A 25,892-nucleotide genomic window follows, 5' to 3' on the forward strand; every position below is an offset into this window, starting at 1 on the left:
ATGCGCGGAATCATTCACAGCATTAGCCAATGGGCAGAGCACAAGTCTTCATGGCTTGTGCTTTTCGCCACGTCATTGGCATTAGAAATTGCTGCGCTTTACTTTCAGTATGGCATGGGTTTAAAGCCGTGCATTATGTGCATTTATCAACGAACCGCCATGTACGGTATTGTGTTGTCAGCACTTATTGTCGTTATTAAAAACAATGGCTTTACACGCATGCTTGGTTTCGCTGGTTGGGCTGTATCTGCAGGATGGGGCTTCTTAATTGCCAAAGAACACGTTGGCATTCTCAATGCTGCGAACCCATTTTTTGCCAGCTGTGAAATAGTGCCAAACTTTCCTTCGTGGTTACAACTTCACGAGTGGCTACCCGCTGTATTTGCCGCTGAAGGTGACTGTTTAGAAGATTCGTGGCAGTTTTTGTCTATGGGAATGGCTGAGTGGATGCAAATTATTTTTGCTGCCTACTTTGCTGTATTCGCTATTGTGTTTGCATGTCGATTATTGGATAAGAAACCCTTTTGATCGACTTATCCATTCTACCGTCACGCCTACCTCCAATACATACGGAGCAAGGCCCCATTTCCATTCAGCGCATTGCGGAGAAACACTGCTATGCGCTTTGTGAGGCTGGGCAACAGTCTATCCATCACGTAAAACCTTGGTTTGGTTCAGCGGTTTGCCCTGTTACGCCTGCACTCTCCAAGCAGTGCATCGCCAACATGGAAAAAGCACGAGATACAGGCTATGGACTTACCTACTTGCTAATGCACGACGAAAAGTGCTTAGGTATGGGCATTATCAATCATATTCACCACACGCACCTTACCGCTAATCTTGGCTACTGGCTCAGACCAGATGCGTGCGGAAAAGGTTTAGCTACCGCGATTTGTGAAGCCTTGAAGAAGCTTGCGTTCTCTCAAATGAATTTGCATAGATTGGAATGCTTTATAGAGCCTAACAACAAGGCAAGTATACGTGTAGCAGAGCGAATTGGTGGTACAAAAGAAGGGCTTTGTCGCAAACGCGTATTCGGGCGCGATGCGCTGCTTTATGCTATTGTTAATGGCAATTAACGCGCGTTCTGCGCGTTAATCTAAGTCTTCTAAAGGCCAAATGGCTATATAGTCTTCAAAGTTATTTAAATCCACATCGGTTTCAAAAACAGTCTTGTTGCGTACCGACATGCCCTTTGCGTGCATCACGTGTTTCTTCCCCTTGTTTAACAATGGGTGCCACGACGGTATGCCCCTTCCCTCATAAAGGCGACGATAGGTGCAGCTATTTGGCATAAAAAAGATATCCTTCAGATTCTCTTTTGTCAGCTTCACGCAATCAGGCACCAGCTCTGTGCGCCTTTCATATTGGGTACATTCACATTTTTTTGTGTTCAAATACGTACACACAATATTGGTATAGTGAATCTTCTCATTATCGTTAATGTGGTCGGTCACTTCGTATTCTTCTACCGCGTCATCATCGATAAATTTTTGCAGACAACATTTACCACATCCATCACAAAGTGATTCCCATTCCTTTTGGGTCATCTCTTCTAAAGATTTGGTTTCCCAAAACGCGGCTGTCATTCTGCTATTACCTCGGTTTCCACGGTTAAATGATTGTCTAGCGTTGCAACAATCGTATCTTGCGAGCAAAGCTTACCTACCCCTTTGGGCGTGCCTGTAAGAATCACGTCACCACTGTCTAACGTAAATATAGATGACATATGGGCGATAAGTGGGATGATTTTGTGCAGCATCAGCTCGGTATGTCCCTGCTGTCTAACCACCCCGTTTATGGTTAAGGTAAAACGCAGGTCTTCCAAGTTTTCTATTTCACTTAACGGCACAAAGCCTGACAGCGGTGCACTGTTGTCAAAAGACTTCGCTCTTTCCCAAGGCTGGCCTTGCTTCTTAAGCTCGGCTTGAACCTCGCGAAGGGTTAAATCGAGACCAAGTCCAATACCCCATATCGCGGCTTTTACGTCATCTACACTCGCATGCTTCAATGATGATTTTAGCAGCACAGCGACTTCAAGCTCGTTGTGACACTCGCCTTTGTCGGTAGGAATGGCAATAGGCTTCTGCATATAACATAAGGCAGCCTTTGGCTTCATAAACAGCAAGGGTGCTTCAGATACGGTAGAATTCATTTCTTGAATGTGGTCGAGGTAGTTTCTACCTATACACACTACTTTACTAACGGGTAGTGATATTTCATTGCCTTGAGAATCGATGTGACGATAAGCCATTAGTAACCTCGTTTTATCCGCTCTGATAAATACCCAACCGAAACGCCAAAGTATGACGAGCGGTTCCACTTCATCAGTGTGTGAAAATTGTTATACACCAAGTAAATTCGGCCTTGCTCACCATCTGGCATAATAAGCGATGCACTGATTTCTGCATTGGGGAGTTCATTTCCGTTGTAGCGCTTGACGCCATTCTGCTGCCAAAAGGCCAACGGCTTCATGTTAGATTTAGCTAACCCTGAAAAAGGTACTGGTTTGGTTAGTATTACTTGGCGTCCCCACGTCCCTTCACTATCCCAACCTTCAGATGATAGATAGTTGGCGATTGACGCAAATACGTCTGCCTTGGTCCCCCAAATATCCTTTCTGCCGTCGCCGTCGTAGTCCACTGCGTAATTTAGAAAGGATATGGGCATAAACTGTGTTTGTCCCATCGCACCGGCCCAAGAGCCTTTAAGCGCCTCTACAGAGATATGCCCTTCATCTAGAATCTGAAGTGCCGCAAAAAAATTGTCTTTAAACAGCTTTTCTCTTCGCCCTTCATACGCCAAAGATGCCAGTGCAGACAGCACACTAAAGTTGCCCTGAATTTTACCAAAGTTAGACTCATTACCCCACAGCGCAACAATAAAGCGGGCCTGAACCCCATATTTTTGAGCAATTTCGTCAAGCAGTACTTTGTGTTCATTGTACTGCTCAACCGCCTGCTTCACTTTCCAGTCGGGTACTCGCGTTGCTAGATAATCATCTAACGTAATTTTTTTCTCTGGCTGGCTTTTGTCAGACTTGACGACCGTGGGCCTGAAAGTAATGTCAGCAAACGCTAAATCTAATTTAGTCTTATCTATGCCCTTTTCGGCCGCCTCTTTTTTCAGTTGAGCAACGTAGCTTTCGAAGCCCGTCTCGCTAAGCCCACTGTCATTACTTGGCTGATTTTCGGCATGAACTGCCAGTGAAAAGCTTAAGGTTATACTCGATAAAACTAAGGCAATATTGCGCGGTTGAGGAAATAAACTACGATTTTTGCGCTTAGCTATAAAGGTAATTCGGCTAACTAAGCGGTTTAGAGTCTTTAATAACATGGATATTTAAAACTTCTTATCGGGCGTTTTTGAAAGCCCAAGAGATTCACGGTGTTGCTCTAGCAAATTATCTTCTTTTGGCGGCATTTGAAGGTAAAAGCCTTTTTCATTAAGCTCGTCGATAAGCTTTTGCTTGTCAACCAGGCCAAGTTTCTCGCGCTTTTCTAGGGCGATGATAGTCACTAGCTCTGGGCGACCAAACTTCGCCATAAGCGGCTCCGGCACGTCTTCAAAATGGTCTTTCTTTGGCACGTACAAATACATGCCGTCTTTCTTTCGCGTTTTATAAACTGCGCATAACATAGAATTTTTACTCTTTCTTAATTCGTTTGTTTAGTTCTTTTGGGGTCACTATGCAGATTGAATTGGCCAGAGAGCATACACCTCTCGCCAATACTGCTCACCCATTTTGCTTTTAAAGCACTATTGGGCCGGAGCGTCGCCAAGTAAGCGCGTTACGTGAGAGCGAAACAATGGCTCTCTCCACGTCGACAGTACATCGGGCATTAGTCCCTGCACGCGGGTCTCATCAACCGAAAACCAGTACCATTTTAACAGTTGATTCAGCTGTTTTTTAGAGGCAATAACATCACTATTTACAGCATTGTCTTTCGCTATCTGGTCGCTGATAACTTTAAGCTCGGCCAGCGTTTTTTTGTACTTGGCGATATCAATTAACCGCAGCACAACCGGAAGTCTGAGCTTTTCTGGTGTTTGCGCGTACTTTGCTCTCGCCTCTTCAATTAGCGTGATGATGGTGTCGCCGTAGCGGCGTACCGATTGATGATTCACGCCGTTAATACGCGAAAGGCCAGATTTACTATCGATAAGACGCTGCGCCGCTTCAAACAAATGCCCTTCTTTGAACACGAAGTTTAAGGCCAGATCTTTTTTTCGTGCGGTATTCAAGCGCCATGCCGCTAGTGCCTGTAATACGGTGAGCTGTTCGCTGTTCAATCGCCAGTTATTCTTAATGCTTAAGTACGCAAAATCTTCAGGCATTTGAGCGCGCTTCTTATCAACTAGCAAAGCGATCTCTTGGTAAATCCAGTGCACTTTCCCCGCCTCTTGTACTTTACTGGCTAACTGTTGGTAGCAAGGCAGTAAATACAGCACATCATTCGCTGCGTAGCTAAGCTGCGCTTCACGTAGAGGTCTGGCTAACCAATCGGTTCGCGACTCCCCTTTGTCCAAACTGATATCACACAGCAACTCTACAAGCTTTGCATAGCCAAGTGACGGTCCCATGTCCAAAATACTTCCCGCAAGCTGCGTGTCGAACACAGGCGTTGGCACGGTATCAAAAGCGGTAAGGAACGCCTCAATGTCTTCAGAACACGAGTGCAGTACTTTTACGACTTCGGTATTCTCCATGAGATCGATAAATGGCTGCATATTGTCTATGGCGAGCGGATCAATGAGTACCAGCTGATGGCCATCATAGAGCTGGATAAGGCCTAAATGAGGAGTGAGGGTTTTCGTTCTTACGAATTCGGTGTCTAAGGCTACCGCCTCTTGACGCTGTGCGGCAGTGCACACTTTTTCGAGTTGTTCAGATGTTGTAATTAATTGATATTGCATATTTTTGCACAGTAATAAAAAAGCCGGCTTACGCCGGCTTTCACAAAACTATTTCAACGAAATTAGTCTCGAAGCTCCCGACGCAGTATTTTACCTACATTGGTTTTTGGTAAGTCGTCTTTGAAAACAACTTGCTTAGGCACTTTGTAACCCGTTAAGTGATTACGGCAATGCGCGATAACGTCTTTTTCAGTAAGTGAGTCGCTGTTTCGAACTACGAATAATTTCACAACTTCACCACTGACTTCATGAGGAACCCCAACCGCAGCTGCTTCAACAATGTTCTCATGCATTGCAGCCACTTCTTCAATCTCGTTAGGAAACACGTTAAAGCCTGAAACTAGGATCATATCCTTTTTACGGTCAACAATATAGAAGTAACCTTCATCATCTACCGTTGCGATGTCACCTGTGGCTAACCAACCGTCTTTTAGAATTTCTTCTGTTGCTTCTGGTCGGTTCAAATATCCTTTCATTACCTGAGGGCCTTTCACCCACATTTCACCAGGCTCGCCCTTTTCGACAGGGTTACCGTCGTCGTCAAGGAGCTTGATGTCTGTAGAAGGGACCGGCATACCGATTGCGCCTTTATAAGCTTCAATCTGTGGTGGGTTAACCGCTACCACAGGCGAACACTCTGTTAGCCCGTATCCTTCAAGAAGCACTGTACCGGTGACCTTTTCCCACTTTTCTGCTACGGGACGTTGAACAGCCATACCGCCGCCTAAACCAAACTTAAACTTGCTGAAATCAAGTTCGCTGAATCCAGGCGTATTTAACAGGCCATTAAACAAGGTATTTACACCAGGTAAAATGGTGAACGGATATTTGCTAAGTTCGTTTACAAAAGCCGGCATGTCACGCGGGTTGGTGATAAGCAAGTTACGGCACCCGTATTTAACGAACATCAAGCAGTTCGCCAGTAGCGCAAAGATATGGTAGAGCGGAAGCGCGGTAACAACAAAGTCTTCGCCTTCTTCAATCACTGTTTCTAAAATTCCCGAGACCTGCTCAAGATTAGCCACCATATTGCGATGAGTAAGCATGGCACCTTTAGAAACTCCAGTCGTGCCACCTGTGTATTGAAGAAACGCTAAATCGCCGCTATCGATATCTGGGCGTTTATATTCAAGAGATTGCCCTTTTTTAACCGCCGACATAAACGATGTCGTTTCAGGAAGATTAAACGAAGGCACCATCTTTTTAACGTACTTCACTACTGCGTTCACGATCCAGCGCTTAGGTGCCGGAAGCATATCGCCTAAAGCGGTCAGAAAGACTTCTTGTAGATTTGTATCTGCGATGACTTCTTCTAGAGTACACGCGAAGTTTTCAACAATAACGATGGCTTTCGCATTAGCATCATTTAGTTGGTGCTTTAACTCACGAGCGGTATAGAGAGGATTTACGTTAACCACAACCATCCCTGCGCGCAAAATACCAAACATGGCAACAGGATATTGAAGAAGGTTGGGCATCATAATTGCCACAGCATCACCGCGTTTTAGTCCGCTTGCCTGCAAATAAGCAGCAAATTGAGCTGATAAGGTATCTAACTCTTCAAACGTGATTGAATGCCCCATATTTATGAAGGCTTCTTTATTTTTGAACTTCTTTACCGACTGCTCGAAAATGTCTACTACAGATGCGTAACGATCGGCATCAATTTCTGCGGAAACGCGAGGGTCGTAATGCTTAAGCCAGGTTTTTTCCACCAAAACCTCCTCTACTTTATTCTTATACTATTTTATAAGCGCATGGGGAGCTGCACTTATATAACTGGTCTGATAACTTGCGAATAGTATAGGATGTGTAAAAAAAAATAAACGGCACAATTTACAATTGCTCAACAAAATGACGAATTAATACCCCTACATCGTCAGTATTTTCCATGTGAATATGGTGACCGCCTACTAATTGTTCGTATTGCGCATTTAAAAACCACCCCTTGCGATTGGGGAAAACAGTCTCAAGGTTTTTAAAACTGTTAGATGCACCAATAAAAAGAATTGGGCATACAATAGCACGCATTAGCGATTCTGCCTGCTTTTCTGTAAGTCTTAGTGTAGATTTTGTACGAAGCTTCGGGTCGCTCGACCAGAAGCAATGTCCCCCTGCATCTTGGGTCAAATTTCTCGATAAAATAGAACGCGCGTGTTCGGCAGGAATATCGGATACCTTGCACCTGGCTTTAACTGCGTCGTCTAAATCAACGATTCGCAGTTTATTTCGCGACTTCGCGTGACGACTCATTATTGCGTCACGCATTTGTGCTGCGGTTGTTTCTTCAGTTTCGGTAAGCGGCCCACAAGCATCAATACTTATTACAGCAGTGACTTTTTCCGGAAAAAGTGCAGCGAAAAGGCTCGCTAGTATTCCGCCGAGAGAATGTCCTAATAAAATGACTTCTTCCCACTCTTGAGATTCTATTAGCGCATAAAGGTCTTGCAGGTAATCAGCTTGATTGTAATGAGCGCCTAGTGCACGGTGACCAGAACGACCATGACCAGCTAGGTCTAGCGCAATAAAGCGGTGAGTTTGTAGGTAGGGTGCTAACAGCCGTAAGCTCTCTGCGTTATCCAAGTAGCCGTGTAAACCAAGTACGACTTTGCCGACACCTTGATTATCTAACGCAGCTAAATGTAATGCCCCAATGTTAAATTCTGTTTCAATCATCTTTCATCCCTCATGGCAAAATATTGCCGCTCGCGCTCCGTGTTTGTCTTACAAACAAAAAAAGGCGGCAATAACATGCCGCCCTTCTCATTAATTGTTTATTTCTCTTTATTTAACTTTGCTGGCTGTATAGTGGGTTTCATGTTGCTTTTTGTCCGACTCGACTTAGAGGGAAGCGTAGCCTTGCTTGGTGCGTTTTTATAGCGAATTACGCGCGAGTGATTAAATTGGGGATACATCCAAGGGCCATTGAAGCGATAAAAAGGTGAATACCAACCAGTGTGATAATTAAAGAAGTAAGTATTTACATCATAAACTTCTTGTTTTCTCCACATATGATAGTCATCAACAGTGATTGTTGGGTAAATATAGGGTTGCTCACCCACCATGCCTGCGGTTGGCGCAGTAATAGTGCCTAGAAACGTTGCCGCGCGACCTTCTTCAAAAACTATTGGGTCGACGAAGCCATCAATTTGTACCTTGAATCGACCCGACGTCTCTCCATTTGTTGTAGGCTTGCCGTAGTGATTCAGCGGAAAATGAGCGAGCTCGATCAGAGTTTTGTTAGGCTTGTTTTCAACACCAACAATCATGCCTCCCCAACGGGCTCTTTGACCTTGCGCGTTTGCACCAGACGTAACCGCCTTAGAATAGCTAACTAGCTGCGTACCCTCAGGCACATCTATACTGTCTGGAACTAATGTACAGCCCGCAAATAAAAAGACTGAGAGTAAAACCAAATACCGATACATTAAACTGCTCCTTTATATCCTAGAAAATATGCTACGCCTGATCGCAATTTAACCTGCAAGCGTTGATTTGTTCAAAACAAGAACTGCGGAATCACGATTACAAATCCGTTTTTATCTTCATGTATCTCTTTATGCTAAAAAGAAAAACCGCACGTCAGCAATTAAACAGTAGCACTAATACGTATGGACAACCACTGCCGTTCAATCGCTATGTCGCTTAAATGAGATAGATCGTCCCAAGCAACACTCTTTAGAGTGTCTAGGGTAGGCTTTTGTTCTATATACACCACGAGTTTTAACAATTTGTTAGAAAATGTAAATGATTGTGAATGAGACTGAACTACGCGTAGATGTCCACGCCGAACATAGATTGAATAGACTCGCGTTGCTGCTGCTTTTCAAAGCTTGTGTATGACGCTATGGCATTTTGAGAATACGTGTTGCCATCTTCACGAATAAATTGTTGGTACGCTTTGGCGTTATCTGTTCCCTGTTCGTCGGGCGCAACAACAATCGCCCTAGCAGACGATTCGCTTTGCCCTTTACTTTGCTGTTCAGGGTCTTTGTTAATTTTAGCGACACGGCCTTGCGAAGGTTCGGAAGACGGTACAGCGAAATTATTATTGATAATCATACAAAGTTAACTGAGGCAAGAATCGTACCATTGGGAAGCGAGCTTTAACCTTAAGACTCGCTCCTCTTTTCCCGTTGCTCGATTTATTTATTGTTAGTAATGGGCGCCCAATATTTGGCGGCGTGTCGTTACTCTCTGCCAGGTAATTTTTTCCACGTAACTTTATCGCGCAGATATACAGGTTCTACATTCACAGCGTCAGATACTTCGCCTTTACTATGTGCATCTATTGCAAGTTTAAGCATGTATTGCGCGTTTGGAAGTGTGATGTCAGACGCTACCTCACCACATACTTCAGACTTCCAGTTATCAAGCTCCTCGTAGGCAGACCAGCCGGTGCCAGCTGCAATTACAGTCGCGCCGTTTTCTTCTCTAAGTACATTTAGCTGTTCAATAGCCAATTCGGGCGGACAAACTTGCTCTTCAGTGCAAAGTACAAGCCCATTTTGCGACTGAGAGTAAACCGCGAAGTACACTTCACCCATACGCGCATCAGACGCGACGGCAATCAATGCATCTTTATGCTGAGTTTTAGACGCTACTTCAAACGCCATAGCTTCAAGCGTACTCACGCCCGCTACTTTTAAGCCTGTCCCTAACGCTAAACCTTGAATCATTCCCGTCGCTATGCGAACACCGGTAAAGCTGCCTGGGCCTCGACCAAAAGCCAGTAAATCTAGGTCGCCCAGCGAAACCTTTGCTTCTTTTAACACCTCATCGACCATGGGAAGAAGTCGCTGACTATGCTGCTGAGGGCATATCTCGAAACGCGTTATGACGGTGTCTTTGAATTGAAGCGCAACCGAACAAGCTTCGGTTGCGGTATCTATAGCTAAAATGTTCATGTTTATCTCTTATTTCATATAAGCTGAAAACGGGGCTAATGGCGTAATACACGCTTACCGCTTTTTCAGTGCTTTAACTTAGGCTTCATCAATGCCGGCTAAAAATTTTTCCACTTCGTCCAAGCTTCTTGTTCTTTTCATATCTGGCAAGCTTCCGACGAAGGTTTTGGCGTAAGGCTTCGTCACTAATCGATTGTCACATATAACCAGCACGCCTTTATCAGAAGGATCTCGGATGAGTCTTCCCGCGCCCTGCTTTAACGTAATAACAGCTTGGGGAATTTGAATAACACCAAACGGGTTTGCTCCACGTTTTTTTACATCTTCCATACGGGCTTGAAGCAGCGGGTCATCAGGTGACGCAAAGGGCAGCTTATCAATCATCACGCAAACCAAGTCGTTGCCGCGCACGTCTACTCCTTCCCAAAACGCGCCTGTGCCCATTAATACCGCTTTTTCATCTGCAAGGTACGCATCCAGCAATGCTTGCTTGGTGGTAGTCCCTTGCACCAGTAGCGGATTATCTATCTCATCTTCTAGCTTCTGCGCAATTTCTCGAAGCATAGCGTGACTAGTAAACAACAAGAAACATCTCCCGCGACTTGCTTTGATTAGCCGTTTGGCTGTTTCTAGCAAAGTTTCGCGCATAGCGTAGCTGTTTGGTTCTGGTAAATAGCGGGGCACGCACAGCATGGCCTGTTCGGGGTAATTAAACGGGCTATCTAATCCTAACGTTTCTGCGTCTTCTAAGCCCATGCGGCGCTGAAAGTGATCAAAACCGCCGTTTACCATTAAGGTTGCCGAGGTAAAAATCCACCCGCGCGGCGGCGATGATACGAATCGTCTGAATTTAGCGGCAATTGATAAGGGCGTTAAATGCATAATGAGGTGGCGCTGAGTAGTTTCATACCACAAACTTACATTTTCTTGCTTATTGTCGCTTAACGCATCTAACTGCTCTCTTGCAGCCACAACACGTTCGTACATGTTGTCTAAATCTTTATCGCGGCCAACATGGAGTTTACACACTTCATGCAGTACACCTAGCGCTTCGGCCAGCTTGCCCACCTGCATGCGCACGTCGTCACGGTCTAACGCCTCAGCCCAGTTGCCGCGTTCAGCCGTATCCGGGAACAATAACCGTAAATCAGAGGCAATCATCCTGCATTTGTCAGCCGCTTTATCTAGCTGCCCAGCATCTTTTAGCACTGTTCTGAACAACAGCGTGATATCTTTCGCAATATCGTGAATTTGTCTTGTCGAAAGTGACTCGCCAAAGTAATCACTCGCAATATCGGGAATTTGATGAGCCTCATCAAAAATAATCGCATCAGCTTCTGGAATAAGTTCGCCAAACCCTGTGTCTTTCAGTGCCATATCAGCAAAGAAAAGGTGGTGGTTTACCACAATAATATCAGCATCCAGCGCCTTTCTGCGCGCTTTTACCAAGTAGCAATCTTCATAATCTGGGCAATCGCGGCCCAAGCAATTATCCACAGTAGAGGTAACTAACGGTAAAACACGGGCATCTTCGGGAAGGGTCTTTAGCTCCCCCATATCACCTGTTTTCGTAGTACTAGACCAACGTTTCACTTCTGAAAGCTGACCCAATACCTCTTTTTCAACCAGCGTAGAATTGCCGCTGTGCTGCGCTACACGGTGTAGACAAAGATAGTTTGAACGGCCTTTTAACAGTGCAGTTTTTCGCTTGCTGCCTAAGGCCTTTTTTACCAGCGGTAAGTCGCGGTGAAATAGCTGCTCTTGTAAGTTTTTAGTCCCTGTAGAAACAATGGCTTTTCCGTCGCTCAACAATGCCGGAGCGAGATAAGCGAAAGTCTTTCCCGTTCCTGTACCGGCCTCTACTATTAAACTACCTGTGGTATCAATAGCGCGCTTAACCGCCTTTGCCATTTCAGTTTGAGCTTCGCGAGGTACAAACCCCTTGATAGCACCTGCAAGGAGGCCATCTGAAGAGAATACGTTATTTATTGTGGGCATGGTTTAAGCGCTGTCATTACTTTTCTACTTTAGGCCGCGCATTATGCCAAAAAGCCTATGGAATGCCCATTAAAGGTTTGCATTTTAGCGTCAGCATTTGCTACCTGACGCCTTTTAGAGTCAAAGCAATTGTTAAATTTTTGATGAAAAGAATTTGTCTTCTAGAACAAAAAAATTAGCTTTTTAATCTTAACACTTAGGCGCAATATCCAGCTCGTAAATGTTTATACTCAACTATTCAACGAGGTAATTATGAAAGGTTTACGCTTTATAGGTTTAGGCTTAGTAGGTTTAAGCGCAATGGCGTTCTCTGTAATTGCAGCTGCATCAGACGAAGCACCTGCAGAGCTGGTAGCGGAATTAACTCAGTTCTGCAAAGAAATCGCTGAAGAAGAAGGCACAAAAGGCAAGTCGGAAGACGTATTTGTATTAGAGTGCGTAAATGATGAGCTAGAAGCTGAAGGTTACCAGAAACTGAAATCTTTAAACTGATCTATTAAGGTGAGTTACTGATTCACTTTAACTGAATGAATGATAAAGCCTCGCCAGAAATGGCGGGGCTTTTTTGTGCTCTGCATTTGAAGTGCCTTTTCGAGTTCTCTAGCATTGTATATAGCAATGCATGCGAAGGTGGCTTTAGTTAAACGCATCAGCGTTCAAAAAATGCATCAACCAAATCGGCGAGCGACTCCTCTAGCTCTTCTTCGAAAGCATCGATATCAATACCAAAGCTATCCATATATTTAGCCGCATTGTCACGGGAAAGTACGGCATTTTTTATCAGGAACTCAAGCTCAGGCAGTGTCTTGTCGTAGCGGGGCTTAATGGTCCATCGCAAACAATGACCATGGTTGTCTTTTAGCTTTTTTTTGGCAAATACACAAAACTCCTCGACGTAGTCAGCACCTTGCGGCCCAAGACACCCCGGTTCTATGCGGTACATTACCAACAGCTTTTTATATAGCGGAAGTCGCGTTTCCATCACATCTTCAATTAGCTTAAAGAGTTGATTATCGGAAAGTTTGGAGGATTTTGCCAGCCAAGTAAGGGGAGAATGCGAGAAATTTCACACTCCCCCGTATCATTACTCTGCAAGTTCAGGATCTTTTATGAACAAGATGTCCATGATGATTGCAGGATCCCACTCGCGCATTTCTGCTTCGCATTTCAGTCGAATTTCGTCTAACTCACTGATCGTTGCAATCGAGAATGCGTCATCCACGATAATGTGGACTAACAGATAGACATCCCTACCCCGCTTACTAATTCTCACTTCCACATGTTCGTATGGGACGTCAGCCAACGTTTTTTTGAATTTTTTCTCGATTACCGCCGAGATAGCTTCAGGCGGCGCTTTGTTAATTACTTCATTAAGGCTTTCACGCAAAATCTTAAAAGGCACCGGCAACATTGCCGAGCCAAGAATAATCAATAAAACAGGATCAACGTACGGCGACAGCATTCTATATTCCGTCAACTCTAACGCGTAGGCCAAAATAAAAGCGAACAAGATGGATGCACTTAGCACGCCGTCTATCATCCAAGTGTGAGAATCCACTTTTACTAAATCGGACAGTAAATGCTTACCTTTTACTCGCATGTACAGAGAGATACTAAAACAGCCAACCGTTGCCACAACACCGTAGACCATACCAATACCATACTCAGCTGCGTGCCCACCTGCTAATAAACTCTGAACAGAGCTCGCGACGGCATACACACACGTGGCAATGATAATAAGCGACTTAAACATGTTTAGCGTAGGTTCAATTGCCGTGTAACCAAAGTGAAACCGGTCATCGTCAGGGCGTTGAACCAAATTGGCCACTTTAAGCGTTAGCATTGACATAACAAAAGCGATTAACGAGTACGCGGCATCAAATAAAATAGCGCCTGAGCTCGTTAAAATGGCAAAACCAAGCGCAATAATGACAAATGCGCCGGCAATATAAAAAGAAAGCGTTAATAGACGCTTTTCTTCAAGGTGATGGAAGCCAATGTCCATGAAAATCACTTCGAAATTAAGGTGCGCGGATTCTACTCCGATATTTTAAAAAAAATAGTGCTTTAAATAAAATATTGCTATTTTTTTAAGCAATTCAGTGATACATAGCGCCTATATTATTTCGACTCAACGCACTGCGTTTTTAGCACCCGTTTTAAACTATGAAAATCGTTACCCATCCTTCTATAAAAAGTTACTTTGATGCTGATGAAAGCCGGCAGGAAGTCGAGCAGGCATTCTCTCGAGGGCTTGCTTATGCAGGCCATTCCCTAATGGCGCCAGAGAAGTTTAGCTATCAAGTACTGCCTCACTTTAACGACCGTTATGCGTTGTTTAATCAAGGAGAGAATTATGAACTTATATCCAATGTTTGCTTACATCGACAAGCTCAACTTCTTGAAGGGCAAGGCCGGGCACGCAGCATAGTTTGTAAACTCCACTGCTGGGGCTATGACAATACAGGCCAGCTTAAAGGTGCGCCCCACTTTAAGGATGCCCCTAGCGGTCAGTTGAAAAAGGAATCACTGTCAGTGTGGAACGGTCTTCTATTTCGAGGGCGATCTCCTAATATGGACTTATCTCCCCTTGGGCTTGAGGACTATCTCGACTTTACCGATTACTTTTACGCCGGTTCTGAAACCACGGAATATCAATTTAACTGGAAGACATTCATCGAAATCTATCTAGAGAACTATCACGTATACTCCATGCACCCTGGGCTTCGCCAGTTTGTTAAACCCGATGATTTAGAATGGTCGTTTGGCGATGATTTTTCAGTTCAAAAAGTTGGGCTAGGCGACCAGCTTACCAAGCGCACAACACCGCGTTACAGAGAGTTCCAAGACGCATTATTGGCACGGTTTGGGCAAACACTTCCTCGCTTTGGCGCAATTTGGTGCTTTTTGTACCCTAATATTATGATTGAGTGGTACCCAGATATTATTGTCGTCAGCACGATTTACCCCAAGGGTGCCGGCGCATGTGTAAACCACGTTGAATTTTATTATCCCGAAGCACTTTATAAAGATATGCCAGACTACTTTGCAGCGGAAAAAGCGGCCTATATGGAAACAGCGGTAGAAGATGAAGAAGCCTGCCTATTGCTAGAAAAAGGTCGACGGGCACTTTATTTATCAGGCGAAGAAGAACACGGGTTCATAGAACCGTTTTTAGAAGCGGGCGTGGCGCACTTTTACGATTGGCTTGCTAAACAGTAGCAGTCTTAGTGCTCTAAATAGTGGTATTTCACAAAAAAGGAGTTTTGATGAACAATTACAAAGGGTCTTGTTTGTGCGGGTCGGTAACTTTTAAAATTGAGGGTGATTTTGACAGTTTTTATCTGTGCCACTGCAAACACTGTCAAAAGGATACAGGTTCGGCCTTCGCAGCCAACCTGTTTTCAAGTTCGGCTATGTTAACTTGGGCATCGGGTGTTGACGCTGTAGTCAACTTCACGCTCGAGAACACGCGTCATAGCAAAAGTTTCTGTAAAATTTGCGGTTCAGCCCTTCCTTGTACTCAACTCGGTGACATTCTAGCCGTACCCGCTGGGTGTCTGGATACAAAACTACTGATTAAACCTACTGCACATATCTTCGGCGTAAGCAAAGCTGCGTGGGAAGAAAACTTAGAAACCATCACAAAATTTGAACGTTTACCGTAACAAACATTGAATACTCATTCGAAACCTAATGGCTTTATACTAAACAAAATTCGCTGCTTGAATAACGGCAGGTCGATTGTTGCTCGCATTCACAACATTCTCCGCTTAACGTGTTCCGTTTTTGTCAAAAATAGCGAGTAACTTTTTCAGAAAATTCTATAGATCTCACAATTCCGCCTGTCGTCCCCCAACCTTTCAAAAAACATAAACCAATGATCTAAAAACATTTTATTGAAATGGCATATGCTATGAATAACTCCATGTGAATACTCTCCTCCGTTTTTAAGCAGTATGGAGGCCGAAAAACCAAGGAGTTAGATATGAAAAAATTAACAATTGCTACACTAATCAGCGCCGCACTTTCGACTGCCGCGTTTGCCGGCAATGGTATCGAAAAAATAGACACCACATTTGCCGATTTGGATAACGATGACAACGGCTATATTTCACGAGAAGAAGCTGACGACGATGAGATTTATGCGCACTTTTCCAAAATTGATACCAATTCAGACATGCAGCTTTCAATTAAAGAGTTCAATGCACATGTAACGAAGCACCCTCAACATTTCGATGACGACGTGCTTGCAACGGTAAAATCGATGAAAGAGAGTATGGGTACAGAAGGTACAATGGAAACGGAAGTTAAAGTTGATACTGATGTCGATGAAGTGGTTGCCGCGACGAAAGACAAAAGGCTGACTCACGAACTACGAGCTAAGACTGAGTTGAAGGCTAACGGAAACTTAGAAAAGACAAACGTTGACAAAGTGGCTGAAGATACTGTTGTTCACGATAATACGGTTATCGCAGATGAAGCGGTCATTGCGCGCAGTAAATTTGAGATGATGGACGCTAACAACGACGGTAAGCTTACTAAAGCTGAAGCCTCGAGAAGTGGTGTAACACGTGATTTTGATAATATTGACGCAAATGACGATGAATTAATTACGCGTACGGAATTTAAGCGTTATCAGAGTAAGTCTGAAAGTAACTCAAGTGATAGTTCTGAAGAGTAATGACTAAGTTGTACTAGCTCAGATTAGATCTGAGCTAGATTCTTTAGCATCTAACTTTCGGGTGTTGACTTAATCACTTCCTCGATTTCACTGTTACCACTCAAGCGTGCGAGATCGATAAGATAACCTTTTTCTAGCTTATCCAAAGTGTTTCCTTCAAGTCGCGCTTTTACCTCTTCAACATCACCATTGGCAATAGAAGTTTTAAGCGCTGCATGATTATTTAACGAGCGGTCTTCTGTTTTTTCAGCTGAATCATTCACAGTCATCGTTCATCCTTAATTTTCACTTAGTAAAAAAACATTAGTGCTTTTTACCTTTTGTAGTTAAAGATGACACTAAACGATCACACCGTTATGCCACCCATATCTCGAACTGCCAAGGCGTGAGTTTACACACTGAATCAGCTCCGAAGGTTTTCTTTTCGTCGCGCTCCCAGTGCGCATACTCACCTTCAAACAATGGTTCTTCAAAGGTTACTTCTAGCTGCTCATTTGAAAAATTAATCACAACGAACACTTTTTCATTTTCATTTTCATTTTCATTTTCATTACAACGTACAAAACTAAAAACCTTATCCATCTTAGAGTTTGGCACCTGTATCATTCTTGCCCCGTACTCTCCGTTCCCTAGCACGGCTTTGGACTTTTTAAGAGCAATTAGCTTGCGGTACAAGTTGCCTATCTCATGTTCTTGCCAGTGTATAGGATCGTGCTCAAAGAACGCTAAACGCTTGGTTTCCCCAGCTTCTTGCCCGTTGTGAATGAGCGGCATGCCTTCACCTATTACCGATAAAGCAATACAGGCTTCAAGCGCATAACCAAATTGTTCGCGCTGGGTGCCATCCCAGGCATTTTTGTCATGATTACTCACGAAGGTCATTCTGTAAGCCGAGTGAGGCCAGCTGCGTTCGTTCCACGAATAATACTTGCGCAACCTATCCAGTGAACACTTTCCATGAGCGAGTTCATGCAATGTTTCATTCCAGCTCCACGCGTAAGTCATATTGAACGCATTTTCGTGAAGGTCGCGATTCTCCCATTCAGCCAACATGAAAACTGGTCTGATTGCGCTTAGCGTTTGCACTGCTTGCTGCCAAAAATCGTTGGGGACATACCCCGCTACATCACAGCGAAACCCATCAATGTCGAACTTTTCAACCCAATAACACAACGCGTTAATCATGTATTTGCGAAGGCCAACGTGTTCATAATCAAACTCTATGATATCGCTCCAATCCCACCACGGAGATGGACGAAAATCTCCTTTGTAGTCTTTGGCGTACCACTCGGGGTGCTGTTCAACCAAAGGATTATCCCACGCACTGTGATTTGGCACCCAGTCTATGATGACTTTTAGCGAAAGCTTGTGCGCTTCATCCACCAGCGCTTTGAAATCCTCTTCGCTACCAAATTCAGGGTTAATGGCCAGATAGTCTTTTACTGCATAGGGACTTCCAAGCTCTCCCTTTTTATTCTTTTTACCAATAGGGTGTACAGGCATAAGCCAAACAATATCAGCGCCAAGTGATTTAATGTGGGATAACCCCTTTCTCACTCCTTCAAAATTACCTTGCTCTGAAAACTGTCGTGTGTTGACCTGATAAATAACAGCGTGAGATGACCATTCTGGCTGAAGCACGTTATATCGTTTCTTAGGAACAGGATTGATATCCATATTATCTTTCCTTATCGAGATTAGCGTTTAGAAGAAGAATCTAGTTCTGCGTCGCGTTACTTTAGGCTTCAAATTGCAGCGAGCTGGGCTTTTAACTGCCGCAAGCTCGTGGCTTAAAGAATAGGTAAACTTGTAACACCTAAAATTAGTACCCAAATACCGAAAAAAAGTTTTAGACGCTGAACCGAAAATGCTAAAACAACAAACTTTGCAATCGTTCCACCGACTATTGCACCTGCCCCAGCAAACAAAACAACCTGCCATACCACAGACTCGCTTATAAAAGCGTGATACGGCAATGCAGACCACACAGTAAAAGCCGACAAGATAACCGCGCTGGCAATAGACAAAGTTACATTAAACCCTCGAATTATGAGGTAAACAGCGACTAACTCTCCTACTCCTACCGAAAGCCACGCGGTGATAATGCCTCCTAAAAAACCAATGAAAGGTAAAAGCAAAAGATCTTTCGTATGTAAGTCTTTTTTGAAATGGGTACGCTTCATTAGCGGAATAGAAGCAAATATTGCGATTGCTAATAGAATAGAAAAACTACCAAAAGCGATGTGAAGGTTATTGGCCCCACCCCACAAATGCTCTAGAAGCCTTGTACTTTGAGATGAATACTGAGCGAATCCTATGCCGCATATTGACGAGGGAACCGTTAACATCAGTACACTGGGTAATGCTTTCCAATACTGATCGTACTTGTGTTGGTGTTTATAATACGCGGCCCAAGTTAGTGCCCCCGCGGTCATACCACAGCATTGGATGGCGAAACTCGTTGCCACAACGCTTTGCACAGAAAATGACAGGTAGTTAAAAAACGGAACGAAAACCACGCCACCGCCAGCTCCAGTGGCATTCGCAAATATAGCACCAATAACGCCAAGAACGCTGAAAAGCCCGAACTCTTTAACAAGCTCAATAGGGGCTGGTTGCGCTAGCAAACTGCCGATCCATAAAAATAAAAGTACTATCAACGCTGTTTTACCAGCGTTTTGCTTGATGAGAGAAATCACATACGTCCTTAAGGCAGAAAATACGGCAAGTTACACGGCATGACTTTTCTAAGTACGCAGCCAACTAGCACCTGTACAATTTTCAAACTATTGTTATCCCACTACGTATAAGGTTTTACTTACACAGATATCATATACAGCATTTTAAAAAACATGGTTGAAGTATCTACATTTGAGCACCAGGTGCAACTGCATCTTTCGCCAAACCGCTCAGCAACATGGCAACAGACAAAGCACCTTATTGCAGCTTTTGCCCTTTTTATCAGCTCGATAGCTATTGCTTGGTCACTGGCCGGTGCGTGGGTCATATTACCTTTTGCAGGATTGGAGGTCGGGTTACTAACGCTGATTATGTATTTAGTTTCTAAAGCAACATACCGCTGGGAGACGCTCTTAATTTCATCAAACAGCATTCAAGTCACTAGCTCAAACGGTATCAGCATAGAATTCTTCCGCCCTGATACGTCCTTGTACTATAAAAAAGACTTGAGCTTAAAATGTGCGCCACAGCTTGTGCTACAAGCCCCTCTGCAGCAATTTGAAGTGGGATCATTTTTAAATTTAGAAGACAAAGAGCGTGTTCATGAATGTATGCAAAAGGCGGGGATCGCAGTATGTTCGAATAAGTGGTGGTAATTCGTGTTGCTTTGAAATGCAACCAATGCGTAAGGCTCTTTATCGTGCATGACACAAAATTAATGATCATTGTGGCTATTTTCGACTAATTAGATATAAGACGCAGCGATAACGAGTTGCGACCTAATGAGGGTTACACTATGAACTTATACATCGAGTCACTAGAAGGCGGCAATTACCTCGCATCAACCGGTATGGGCGCCTCACGCACCTTGGTTCGCGACAACAAGTCACAACCTAAAACGTTTCACTGTTTGAACGAGATTAGGGAGCATTTTGACTCTCAAGCCTTTGAGAAAGTTTGGCTCCGTCAAAGCACACCGTATGAAGAAATGGTTGGTCAAACCGATCATCCCGGTGCATTAGAGCTTGAAATTGAGTGGTAGCGACTTGCAGGTGTACTAGCAAGTAAGACCAATAGTTTTCAATGTTCAATGCACCACTTAGCACGTTTTTTGCGTACAACTAATGTGACGTAAATTAAACGGTATTTTATTGAATTAGAAACAGTAAGAATGGTCTTCTTCTGTAGTTAATAAAATACCTACATGCTAAGGAGAATTGCATGAAAATAAGTAAGTTAGCTATAAAATCTGTGTTTGTGGCTGCCGTGTTAGCCTTGACGGCGTGCGCTTCGATGGGCGACGGAACTGTTGCTGAAAAGCGACAAGCTATTTTAGATATGCAAGATAACGCGCTTGCCCGTCTTTATTCTGAAAAGCCCGATACGCGCTCTCAGGTAAAAGACGCTGCCGGCTACGCCGTATTTACCAATGCTAACATTAACGTATTCTTTGTGGCGGCGGGCACAGGCTACGGTGTTGTAAACAATAATGTAACCGGCGCAAAAACATATATGAATATGGCCGAAGGTGGTGTAGGCCTTGGCTTAGGCGCAAAAGATTACCGAATTGTTATGGTTTTCCACACACAAAAAGCGATGAATCACTTTATTGAAAATGGATGGACCGTAGGTGGTAACGCGGATGTAGCAGCGAAAGCCGGTAACAAAGGTGCATCTGCAGAAGGCGAAGGCTACTTGGGTAACGTCACAGTGTATACTATGACTGAAAGCGGCCTTACATTACAGGCCACTGTTAAAGGCACGAAATTTTGGGTAGATAAAGAACTAAACTAATTCTGCCCTAACTATTCCTAACCATATTAGCGATTAGCGCTCCAACACACCGAAGGCCTCTTGAATGCAAGAGGCCTTTTTATTTTTTCTGCACAACTGCCAGCTACCGCTCTAAATCTTTAGGCTGTCTGAATCACAGTAATAAGCAGTGTCGTGTTCCCCATAGCTTCTCTTACCACCGCCGTGTATACGAAAGTCTAAATTTAGGGGGAACCCCTCATAACTGAATTGAACACTCGTGACTACGCTTTACTTGTAAAAGGCTCGCTTAGCAGCACGCTAAGCCATAAACGAGGGTTTCATCATGCAACCACAAAACAACAAAGTGATAAGAGCAGTAGTAAGAACACTATTAACAAGCGCATTGTTCGCTTCGGCGACGGTAGGCTTTTCAACTAACGCGGCAATAATAGGCAGCAGTTATGGGAATGCAGTCCATGTCGATCTTTCCATTACAAGTAATGTAGGAGGTATGGTCTCTGCAATCGCTAACTCAACTATCAACTTAGCTCATACCAGCGGTAGTGCTCCTGAAAATTATTCTCAGATTGACACTATCATTGGCGCAAGCGCAGATGCTTCGGGTACGTTGGGCAGCCCCATCGACGTTACAGAGTTTGATGGCGCGCTATCCACCGCCATTATTGAAGGCGAATCTCAATCGTCTTTAACGAGTGTTGTTCCCGCAAGCTTTTTTACGTCAGGCCGCGGAACCATAAACGACCTTAATCTTGACTTATTTTCAGACTTACTTGGAATAAGTGGCTTTTTAACGCTAAGTGCTGATGTACTTTCCACAGTCTCGCAAATTGACGGAAACGCCACGACCGGCTCAAACGTGAATCTATCTACAGCAGGTTCATCAGACATCGTGGATGTGGAAGTGAATCTTTGGGGAAATACCGTAACGGCTACTGCACTTGAAAATCAGTCTCTCTTTGCGGGTTTGAATATCGCTGACTTTGGCTTGGGAATATTTGTTAATGAAGTCGAAAAGTCGTGTTCCAACACCTCTTGCACAGAATCACGCAACGCGGTTAGAGTATCTTTCGATGATTTCTCACTAAATGCATTTTACGATGCACTATTCCCTGCTGGCGGGCCGTTAACCGGGCCTGTCTTTAACTTGACTAACAACCCGATTGTCAACGGCGAGATCATTTTAGCTAGCTCGTTTGCTACAACCTCTTCTTCAACTGAGGTAAGTGCACCCTCTACGTTTGCAATCTTTATTTTCGCAGTAGGTTTATTGAGTGCAAGAAGATTTAATAAACACAAAATGCTACAGAAATAACGTTTGAAAATCTCAAGGTAAAAGGAGCAAGTCTACGGTTTCTCTCTTTCTTGCCTTGAGATTCTTATCGCTCACATTTTACTGAGCACGGTTTTCCTCAATCTGCATCCACTGTGCTCTTGTACAATTCTCGAGAAGCTCAAATGCTTCAACAACCACATCTTCTCCTTGTATAAATGGATGTGCCTGATTATTTTTCCTATCCGTTAATGCCTTAAGCTTATCTCTTGTTCCGTCTCTTCCAGGGTGATTTGACAAAAATACATCAATATTTTGTACTTTCACCAACGCTTTCATTGCATTGGCAGAGTTTGTATAAGACTTTATTCTTGCGACATCCGGACCATAATTGAGCCCTGTGCCGCCCCATAATACAGCGCGATGCCGTTCATCTCCATCGATCACAGGGAGAACGATAGTAAGCGTACCCGGTGTATGTCCAGGCGTTACATAAAACGCTAACTCAGTGCCATTTACGTTGAGTACATCCCCATTTTCAATCAGTAAATCTTTTTCAGGTTTTGCTCCCCAGCGATAGCTTGCAAACGCGTCGTTTTCTAACACGTGCCACTCAATTTCACTCATCACAATACGTGGACTATAAACTGATTTAATCAGCCCAAAACCACCGTAATGATCGCCGTGTCCATGAGATATGATAAGATGGGAAATCGGCTTATCTCCCAACCCGAGTGCCGAAAGTCCGTTAAGGATATAATGTTGAGCTTGTTGGTTATTATTTAGTGCGTCTACTAAAACTATACTTTCGCCCGTATCAATTGCCCAACTTGCTACGTTGCCAGCGCCGACATAATAAAGGTTATCGAAGACTTGTTGAGGTGGAATTTGACGACGGACTTTAGCATTTCCTTTTACTTCGCTATCACCCTTATTGCTCTTGGATCTCTCACGCTGGTTATCGTTAATAATGAACATATCCCGCGGCTCCTGACTAATATCGCAAAGACTCGCCAATCCAGGAAAATGCTTAGCACTTTTCAGTCCTTTATTCGCGTAATATTGCGCAGTGTATACATCGGCTGAGTAAGTATTATTGGACATCCAAACCGCCAGAAGCATTATTGCAAGCCGCCATACAGACTTTTTTATATTAACCATAACGCTTTCCATTCTAGGTGTATAAAACCACGTTGTTTTGCGGTGTTGATTTTTTCACTGTTTGGGACAACTATATTCAGTTTGCATTAAACCACAAACAATATTTTGCATAAGGACTTTTAATTGGGCATATTTTAAACACAACTGACAAAGGGATTTCTTATGATAATCGTGGTGTTTAATCAAAAAGGCGGCGTAGGCAAATCGACCATTAGCACCAATTTAGCTGCTCAAAGCGCTAAGCTGGGTCATAAGACCTTATTGGTAGACTTAGACGCTCAGGGAAATAGTACTCACTACGTGGGATTTAACGCCAGTGAACAAAGCCTTACCGTAGCCGATATGTTCAAACAAGTAGTTGGCATTTTCAGAACAGCCAAGAAGCCTAACGCGTTCGTGCATGCAACGCCTTATGAAAACCTCTTCGTTATGCCTTCTTCTCCTGCGTTGGCAGAAGTCGAGCGAGAGCTCGAATCACGATACAAAATTTTTAAACTTAAAGACGCGTTAAAGGAGTTAAAAGACGAATTCGACAACATTTTTATCGACACGCCTCCTAATTTTAATTTTTATTCTAAAGCGGCACTTATTGCTGCTGATGGCTTTTGCGTCCCCTTTGATTGCGACGACTTCTCGGCACAGGCGATTGAGCGTTTACTTGAAAATGCGATGGAACTAAAAGAAGACCACAACCCTGAACTGCGTTTGTTGGGTATTGTTGTTAATCAATTCAATAGCCAAGCAAAGCTTCCAAGAGAGTTAATTGAGACACTTAAGCAGCAAGATTTGCCAGTGTTAGAAAGTTATATAAGTGCCACGGTAAAAGTGAAAGAGTCTCACTCTAAGCGAATGCCGCTGCCTTTCTACTTACCTAAGCACAAAGTGACGAATCAAATTGCGGCTTTATTTGAAGAACTCAATGCGAGCAAAACCTAACGCTAACAAGTTTCGCTAAACATCAATATCAATATGCTTAAGCCCACCCTCGCTGTTACCTCGCTCTTTATCTTTCGAGTTTTCAGCTGATTTTTCGATAATCTCAGTTCGCTTCACGTCTTGAAACTGATCGCGCTCTTCTTCACTGAAATGCTCGGACTTTTTGGTCTTTTGCACTTTCTTCACGCGGTCGTCCGTCTCAATCGGCACTTTTGTGTTGCGAGGCAAAATGGGAAACAGTAGATCGTTGCTCATACGCCCTCCAGAAGTTTGCATTTGTCTCTATAACTTATCGGCAACGAGTTGCCTAAAATTACGGTTCAAAACTAATTCATAACGAATTGTTTTATTATATACACATTAAATTAGAGTTAATGTGCCAAAAGAGTTCACTTTAACCTTGCAAATCCTAATTCAAAACGCTAATGTTTCAGCCGTTCGAAATTAGGAATTAAAATTTTCAAAATGATTAACTGCGCGACGAAACATCACCATCACCACAAAGCATAACCTTTCAGGTTCGTGCTGGAAGGTCTATGTATCCTTCCAGTGGCGCAGATAAAACAAATTCTCGACCCTCGGAAGGAAACTTCCGGGGGTTTTTCGTTTTAGGCGCAATCAAAAGTTAAAACACAACGTGTAAGGAACGTTTCAATGAGTAACAGCAAAAGACTTCGAATTGCCGTACAGAAATCAGGTCGATTGAGCGATGACAGCATTGCCCTACTGAAAGCTATAGGCATTAAACTCAATATTCGTGATCGCCTGCTGATTGCGCATTCTACGAACCAGCCTATTGATTTGCTTCGCGTGCGTGACGACGATATTCCAGGTCTTGTTATGGATGGTGTAGTAGACCTAGGCTTTATTGGCGAAAATGAGCTAGAAGAGAAAATGCTAGAGCGTAAAGCTGCGGGCAAGCCATTCGAATATGAAGTACTGCGTCGTCTAGACTACGGCGGCTGCCGCCTGTCTATTGCGGTACCTAATGAGATGGATTATCAAGGAATCCAGTCGCTAGAAGGTAAAAAAGTAGCAACAACTTACCCCTACCTACTTGAGCGCTACTTCAAAGAACAGGGCATAAATGCAAAGGCTGTAATGCTACAAGGTTCTGTGGAAGTGGCCCCACGAGCAGGTGTAGCTGACGCTATCTGTGACCTTGTATCTACCGGTGCAACCCTTGAAGCTAACGGTCTTGTTGAAAAAGACGTTATTTTCCGCAGTAAAGCGGTACTTATTAAGCGCGCTGATGGCGAGCTTAGCGACGAGAAAGAAACACTGGTTAACCGACTAATGCCACGTGTTGATGGCGTATTACTAGCAAAAGAAAGCAAGTACATCATGCTACACGCACCAAAAGCGTATTTAGAGCAGGTGAAAAGCCTACTTCCAGGTGCTGAAAATCCTACGGTTCTACCACTTGCTGGAAATGAAGAACAAGTTGCTATCCACGTTGTTTCTACAGAGACCTTGTTCTGGGAAACCATGGAGAAACTTAAAGCCCTTGGTTGTAGCTCTATTCTTGTAATGCCAATCGAAAAAATGATGGGCTAAAAGGCAG

The 25,892-nt window shown here is 43.8% G+C and carries 30 protein-coding genes and 1 other annotated feature; of the genes, 12 read left to right on the forward strand and 18 right to left on the reverse strand.

Annotation, left to right across the window (positions count from 1 at the left end):
* A complete protein-coding gene (gene dsbB / locus AWH61_RS15210) occupies nucleotides 1–528 on the forward strand; it encodes a disulfide bond formation protein DsbB (protein WP_014976923.1) in 528 nt (175 codons plus the stop codon).
* Nucleotides 525–1,079 carry a GNAT family N-acetyltransferase gene (locus AWH61_RS15215; protein ID WP_075177519.1) on the forward strand — a complete coding sequence of 185 codons (555 nt, stop codon included), beginning with the start codon at nucleotides 525–527 and terminating at the stop codon, nucleotides 1,077–1,079. Before dsbB ends, AWH61_RS15215 begins: the two co-directional genes overlap by 4 nt.
* A 15-nt stretch (nucleotides 1,080–1,094) precedes the next feature.
* Here AWH61_RS15215 and AWH61_RS15220 read toward each other — a convergent pair whose 3' ends face one another.
* The 11 genes from AWH61_RS15220 to yoaA all read right to left on the reverse strand — a co-directional run bounded on the left by AWH61_RS15220 (nucleotide 1,095) and on the right by yoaA (nucleotide 11,822).
* Nucleotides 1,095–1,589, reverse strand: a complete 495-nt coding sequence (locus AWH61_RS15220) for a YcgN family cysteine cluster protein (RefSeq protein WP_014950000.1) — start codon at nucleotides 1,587–1,589, stop codon at nucleotides 1,095–1,097.
* Nucleotides 1,586–2,254, reverse strand: a complete 669-nt coding sequence (locus tag AWH61_RS15225; RefSeq protein WP_075177520.1) for a fumarylacetoacetate hydrolase family protein — start codon at nucleotides 2,252–2,254, stop codon at nucleotides 1,586–1,588. Before AWH61_RS15225 ends, AWH61_RS15220 begins: the two co-directional genes overlap by 4 nt.
* A complete protein-coding gene (locus AWH61_RS15230; RefSeq protein ID WP_075177521.1) occupies nucleotides 2,254–3,336 on the reverse strand; it encodes a lytic murein transglycosylase in 1,083 nt (360 codons plus the stop codon). The genes AWH61_RS15225 and AWH61_RS15230 overlap by 1 nt, the downstream gene beginning before the upstream one ends.
* Before the next feature lie 6 nt (nucleotides 3,337–3,342).
* A complete protein-coding gene (locus AWH61_RS15235) occupies nucleotides 3,343–3,639 on the reverse strand; it encodes a YcgL domain-containing protein (protein ID WP_014950003.1) in 297 nt (98 codons plus the stop codon).
* 120 nt (nucleotides 3,640–3,759) lie between these two features.
* Nucleotides 3,760–4,917 (reverse strand): ribonuclease D, encoded by a 1,158-nt coding sequence (rnd, locus tag AWH61_RS15240; RefSeq protein ID WP_014950004.1) that lies wholly within the window; start codon nucleotides 4,915–4,917, stop codon nucleotides 3,760–3,762.
* A gap of 62 nt (nucleotides 4,918–4,979) precedes the next feature.
* Entirely contained in the window at nucleotides 4,980–6,632 is a 1,653-nt protein-coding gene (gene fadD, locus AWH61_RS15245) for a long-chain-fatty-acid--CoA ligase FadD (protein ID WP_014950005.1), read from the reverse strand.
* Between the two features lie 121 nt (nucleotides 6,633–6,753).
* Nucleotides 6,754–7,593, reverse strand: coding sequence for an alpha/beta fold hydrolase (locus AWH61_RS15250; protein WP_075177522.1), 840 nt, complete (start codon nucleotides 7,591–7,593; stop codon nucleotides 6,754–6,756).
* A 98-nt stretch (nucleotides 7,594–7,691) separates the two neighbouring features.
* Nucleotides 7,692–8,345, reverse strand: a complete 654-nt coding sequence (locus AWH61_RS15255; RefSeq protein ID WP_014979719.1) for a Slp family lipoprotein — start codon at nucleotides 8,343–8,345, stop codon at nucleotides 7,692–7,694.
* A gap of 340 nt (nucleotides 8,346–8,685) precedes the next feature.
* On the reverse strand, nucleotides 8,686–8,979 hold the full coding sequence (locus AWH61_RS15260) for a hypothetical protein (protein ID WP_014950008.1): 294 nt from the start codon (nucleotides 8,977–8,979) through the stop codon (nucleotides 8,686–8,688).
* A gap of 128 nt (nucleotides 8,980–9,107) precedes the next feature.
* Nucleotides 9,108–9,824, reverse strand: a complete 717-nt coding sequence (tsaB, locus tag AWH61_RS15265) for a tRNA (adenosine(37)-N6)-threonylcarbamoyltransferase complex dimerization subunit type 1 TsaB (protein ID WP_075177523.1) — start codon at nucleotides 9,822–9,824, stop codon at nucleotides 9,108–9,110.
* A 78-nt stretch (nucleotides 9,825–9,902) separates the two neighbouring features.
* Nucleotides 9,903–11,822, reverse strand: coding sequence for a DNA repair helicase YoaA (gene yoaA, locus AWH61_RS15270; RefSeq protein WP_075177524.1), 1,920 nt, complete (start codon nucleotides 11,820–11,822; stop codon nucleotides 9,903–9,905).
* A 252-nt stretch (nucleotides 11,823–12,074) separates the two neighbouring features.
* Here yoaA and AWH61_RS15275 point away from each other — a divergent pair, with 252 nt between their 5' ends.
* A complete protein-coding gene (locus AWH61_RS15275) occupies nucleotides 12,075–12,314 on the forward strand; it encodes a hypothetical protein (RefSeq protein ID WP_014976932.1) in 240 nt (79 codons plus the stop codon).
* A gap of 157 nt (nucleotides 12,315–12,471) precedes the next feature.
* Here AWH61_RS15275 and AWH61_RS15280 read toward each other — a convergent pair whose 3' ends face one another.
* Together AWH61_RS15280 and AWH61_RS15285 are read right to left on the reverse strand one after the other, a co-directional pair.
* The gene (locus AWH61_RS15280) at nucleotides 12,472–12,804 is read right to left on the reverse strand and encodes a hypothetical protein (protein WP_075177525.1); all 333 of its coding nucleotides are present in this window, start codon (nucleotides 12,802–12,804) and stop codon (nucleotides 12,472–12,474) included.
* Between the two features lie 102 nt (nucleotides 12,805–12,906).
* A complete protein-coding gene (locus AWH61_RS15285) occupies nucleotides 12,907–13,827 on the reverse strand; it encodes a cation diffusion facilitator family transporter (RefSeq protein WP_075177526.1) in 921 nt (306 codons plus the stop codon).
* Nucleotides 13,828–13,988: 161 nt separating this feature from the next.
* On the opposite strand from AWH61_RS15285, the gene AWH61_RS15290 reads away from it, so the two are divergent.
* From AWH61_RS15290 to AWH61_RS15300, 3 genes are all read left to right on the forward strand, one after another.
* Nucleotides 13,989–15,044 carry an aromatic ring-hydroxylating oxygenase subunit alpha gene (locus AWH61_RS15290; RefSeq protein ID WP_075177527.1) on the forward strand — a complete coding sequence of 352 codons (1,056 nt, stop codon included), beginning with the start codon at nucleotides 13,989–13,991 and terminating at the stop codon, nucleotides 15,042–15,044.
* Nucleotides 15,045–15,091: 47 nt separating this feature from the next.
* On the forward strand, nucleotides 15,092–15,490 hold the full coding sequence (locus AWH61_RS15295; RefSeq protein ID WP_014950015.1) for a GFA family protein: 399 nt from the start codon (nucleotides 15,092–15,094) through the stop codon (nucleotides 15,488–15,490).
* A 320-nt stretch (nucleotides 15,491–15,810) separates the two neighbouring features.
* On the forward strand, nucleotides 15,811–16,506 hold the full coding sequence (locus tag AWH61_RS15300; RefSeq protein WP_075177528.1) for an EF-hand domain-containing protein: 696 nt from the start codon (nucleotides 15,811–15,813) through the stop codon (nucleotides 16,504–16,506).
* Between the two features lie 50 nt (nucleotides 16,507–16,556).
* Here AWH61_RS15300 and AWH61_RS15305 read toward each other — a convergent pair whose 3' ends face one another.
* The 3 genes from AWH61_RS15305 to AWH61_RS15315 form a co-directional block, all read right to left on the reverse strand.
* Nucleotides 16,557–16,775, reverse strand: a complete 219-nt coding sequence (locus AWH61_RS15305; RefSeq protein ID WP_075177529.1) for a hypothetical protein — start codon at nucleotides 16,773–16,775, stop codon at nucleotides 16,557–16,559.
* 85 nt (nucleotides 16,776–16,860) lie between these two features.
* Nucleotides 16,861–18,183 carry an alpha-amylase family glycosyl hydrolase gene (locus AWH61_RS15310; RefSeq protein WP_075177530.1) on the reverse strand — a complete coding sequence of 441 codons (1,323 nt, stop codon included), beginning with the start codon at nucleotides 18,181–18,183 and terminating at the stop codon, nucleotides 16,861–16,863.
* Between the two features lie 113 nt (nucleotides 18,184–18,296).
* Nucleotides 18,297–19,205 (reverse strand): sulfite exporter TauE/SafE family protein, encoded by a 909-nt coding sequence (locus AWH61_RS15315; protein ID WP_075177531.1) that lies wholly within the window; start codon nucleotides 19,203–19,205, stop codon nucleotides 18,297–18,299.
* A 153-nt stretch (nucleotides 19,206–19,358) separates the two neighbouring features.
* Here AWH61_RS15315 and AWH61_RS15320 point away from each other — a divergent pair, with 153 nt between their 5' ends.
* From AWH61_RS15320 to AWH61_RS15335, 4 genes are all read left to right on the forward strand, one after another.
* The gene (locus tag AWH61_RS15320) at nucleotides 19,359–19,841 is read left to right on the forward strand and encodes a DUF2244 domain-containing protein (RefSeq protein ID WP_039225212.1); all 483 of its coding nucleotides are present in this window, start codon (nucleotides 19,359–19,361) and stop codon (nucleotides 19,839–19,841) included.
* 116 nt (nucleotides 19,842–19,957) lie between these two features.
* The gene (locus AWH61_RS15325; RefSeq protein WP_257721543.1) at nucleotides 19,958–20,227 is read left to right on the forward strand and encodes a DUF6482 family protein; all 270 of its coding nucleotides are present in this window, start codon (nucleotides 19,958–19,960) and stop codon (nucleotides 20,225–20,227) included.
* A 179-nt stretch (nucleotides 20,228–20,406) separates the two neighbouring features.
* The gene (locus tag AWH61_RS15330) at nucleotides 20,407–20,979 is read left to right on the forward strand and encodes a lipid-binding SYLF domain-containing protein (protein WP_014950022.1); all 573 of its coding nucleotides are present in this window, start codon (nucleotides 20,407–20,409) and stop codon (nucleotides 20,977–20,979) included.
* A gap of 304 nt (nucleotides 20,980–21,283) precedes the next feature.
* Nucleotides 21,284–22,273, forward strand: coding sequence for a hypothetical protein (locus tag AWH61_RS15335; protein WP_249922661.1), 990 nt, complete (start codon nucleotides 21,284–21,286; stop codon nucleotides 22,271–22,273).
* A gap of 78 nt (nucleotides 22,274–22,351) precedes the next feature.
* On the opposite strand, the gene AWH61_RS15340 is transcribed toward AWH61_RS15335, so the two are convergent.
* Nucleotides 22,352–23,392, reverse strand: a complete 1,041-nt coding sequence (locus AWH61_RS15340; RefSeq protein ID WP_075177532.1) for an MBL fold metallo-hydrolase — start codon at nucleotides 23,390–23,392, stop codon at nucleotides 22,352–22,354.
* A 162-nt stretch (nucleotides 23,393–23,554) separates the two neighbouring features.
* Here AWH61_RS15340 and AWH61_RS15345 point away from each other — a divergent pair, with 162 nt between their 5' ends.
* Entirely contained in the window at nucleotides 23,555–24,328 is a 774-nt protein-coding gene (locus AWH61_RS15345) for a ParA family protein (RefSeq protein WP_075177533.1), read from the forward strand.
* Nucleotides 24,329–24,343: 15 nt separating this feature from the next.
* Here the strand turns inward: AWH61_RS15345 and AWH61_RS15350 are convergent, their stop codons facing one another.
* A complete protein-coding gene (locus tag AWH61_RS15350; protein ID WP_014950026.1) occupies nucleotides 24,344–24,583 on the reverse strand; it encodes a hypothetical protein in 240 nt (79 codons plus the stop codon).
* 230 nt (nucleotides 24,584–24,813) lie between these two features.
* Nucleotides 24,814–24,932, forward strand: a sequence feature (His leader region).
* A gap of 50 nt (nucleotides 24,933–24,982) precedes the next feature.
* On the opposite strand from AWH61_RS15350, the gene hisG reads away from it, so the two are divergent.
* Complete coding sequence (gene hisG, locus AWH61_RS15355; RefSeq protein ID WP_014950027.1) at nucleotides 24,983–25,885, forward strand: ATP phosphoribosyltransferase; 903 nt, start codon at nucleotides 24,983–24,985, stop codon at nucleotides 25,883–25,885.
* Nucleotides 25,886–25,892 lie beyond the last annotated feature (7 nt).

The organism is Alteromonas sp. W12 (assembly GCF_001924945.1).
In the GTDB taxonomy this organism is placed as follows: domain Bacteria; phylum Pseudomonadota; class Gammaproteobacteria; order Enterobacterales; family Alteromonadaceae; genus Alteromonas; species Alteromonas macleodii.

What these genes read in the sequence shown, in the direction of transcription:
- dsbB (WP_014976923.1), top strand. Translation starts at nt 1, where the DNA reads ATGCGCGGAATCATTCACAGCATTAGCCAATGGGCAGAGCACAAGTCT.
- AWH61_RS15220 (WP_014950000.1), bottom strand. Translation starts at nt 1,589, where the DNA reads ATGACAGCCGCGTTTTGGGAAACCAAATCTTTAGAAGAGATGACCCAA.
- AWH61_RS15225 (WP_075177520.1), bottom strand. Translation starts at nt 2,254, where the DNA reads ATGGCTTATCGTCACATCGATTCTCAAGGCAATGAAATATCACTACCC.
- AWH61_RS15230 (WP_075177521.1), bottom strand. Translation starts at nt 3,336, where the DNA reads ATGTTATTAAAGACTCTAAACCGCTTAGTTAGCCGAATTACCTTTATA.
- AWH61_RS15235 (WP_014950003.1), bottom strand. Translation starts at nt 3,639, where the DNA reads ATGTTATGCGCAGTTTATAAAACGCGAAAGAAAGACGGCATGTATTTG.
- rnd (WP_014950004.1), bottom strand. Translation starts at nt 4,917, where the DNA reads ATGCAATATCAATTAATTACAACATCTGAACAACTCGAAAAAGTGTGC.
- AWH61_RS15250 (WP_075177522.1), bottom strand. Translation starts at nt 7,593, where the DNA reads ATGATTGAAACAGAATTTAACATTGGGGCATTACATTTAGCTGCGTTA.
- AWH61_RS15255 (WP_014979719.1), bottom strand. Translation starts at nt 8,345, where the DNA reads ATGTATCGGTATTTGGTTTTACTCTCAGTCTTTTTATTTGCGGGCTGT.
- AWH61_RS15260 (WP_014950008.1), bottom strand. Translation starts at nt 8,979, where the DNA reads ATGATTATCAATAATAATTTCGCTGTACCGTCTTCCGAACCTTCGCAA.
- tsaB (WP_075177523.1), bottom strand. Translation starts at nt 9,824, where the DNA reads ATGAACATTTTAGCTATAGATACCGCAACCGAAGCTTGTTCGGTTGCG.
- yoaA (WP_075177524.1), bottom strand. Translation starts at nt 11,822, where the DNA reads ATGCCCACAATAAATAACGTATTCTCTTCAGATGGCCTCCTTGCAGGT.
- AWH61_RS15275 (WP_014976932.1), top strand. Translation starts at nt 12,075, where the DNA reads ATGAAAGGTTTACGCTTTATAGGTTTAGGCTTAGTAGGTTTAAGCGCA.
- AWH61_RS15280 (WP_075177525.1), bottom strand. Translation starts at nt 12,804, where the DNA reads ATGGAAACGCGACTTCCGCTATATAAAAAGCTGTTGGTAATGTACCGC.
- AWH61_RS15285 (WP_075177526.1), bottom strand. Translation starts at nt 13,827, where the DNA reads ATGGACATTGGCTTCCATCACCTTGAAGAAAAGCGTCTATTAACGCTT.
- AWH61_RS15290 (WP_075177527.1), top strand. Translation starts at nt 13,989, where the DNA reads ATGAAAATCGTTACCCATCCTTCTATAAAAAGTTACTTTGATGCTGAT.
- AWH61_RS15295 (WP_014950015.1), top strand. Translation starts at nt 15,092, where the DNA reads ATGAACAATTACAAAGGGTCTTGTTTGTGCGGGTCGGTAACTTTTAAA.
- AWH61_RS15300 (WP_075177528.1), top strand. Translation starts at nt 15,811, where the DNA reads ATGAAAAAATTAACAATTGCTACACTAATCAGCGCCGCACTTTCGACT.
- AWH61_RS15305 (WP_075177529.1), bottom strand. Translation starts at nt 16,775, where the DNA reads ATGACTGTGAATGATTCAGCTGAAAAAACAGAAGACCGCTCGTTAAAT.
- AWH61_RS15310 (WP_075177530.1), bottom strand. Translation starts at nt 18,183, where the DNA reads ATGGATATCAATCCTGTTCCTAAGAAACGATATAACGTGCTTCAGCCA.
- AWH61_RS15320 (WP_039225212.1), top strand. Translation starts at nt 19,359, where the DNA reads ATGGTTGAAGTATCTACATTTGAGCACCAGGTGCAACTGCATCTTTCG.
- AWH61_RS15330 (WP_014950022.1), top strand. Translation starts at nt 20,407, where the DNA reads ATGAAAATAAGTAAGTTAGCTATAAAATCTGTGTTTGTGGCTGCCGTG.
- AWH61_RS15335 (WP_249922661.1), top strand. Translation starts at nt 21,284, where the DNA reads ATGCAACCACAAAACAACAAAGTGATAAGAGCAGTAGTAAGAACACTA.
- AWH61_RS15340 (WP_075177532.1), bottom strand. Translation starts at nt 23,392, where the DNA reads ATGGTTAATATAAAAAAGTCTGTATGGCGGCTTGCAATAATGCTTCTG.
- AWH61_RS15345 (WP_075177533.1), top strand. Translation starts at nt 23,555, where the DNA reads ATGATAATCGTGGTGTTTAATCAAAAAGGCGGCGTAGGCAAATCGACC.
- AWH61_RS15350 (WP_014950026.1), bottom strand. Translation starts at nt 24,583, where the DNA reads ATGAGCAACGATCTACTGTTTCCCATTTTGCCTCGCAACACAAAAGTG.
- hisG (WP_014950027.1), top strand. Translation starts at nt 24,983, where the DNA reads ATGAGTAACAGCAAAAGACTTCGAATTGCCGTACAGAAATCAGGTCGA.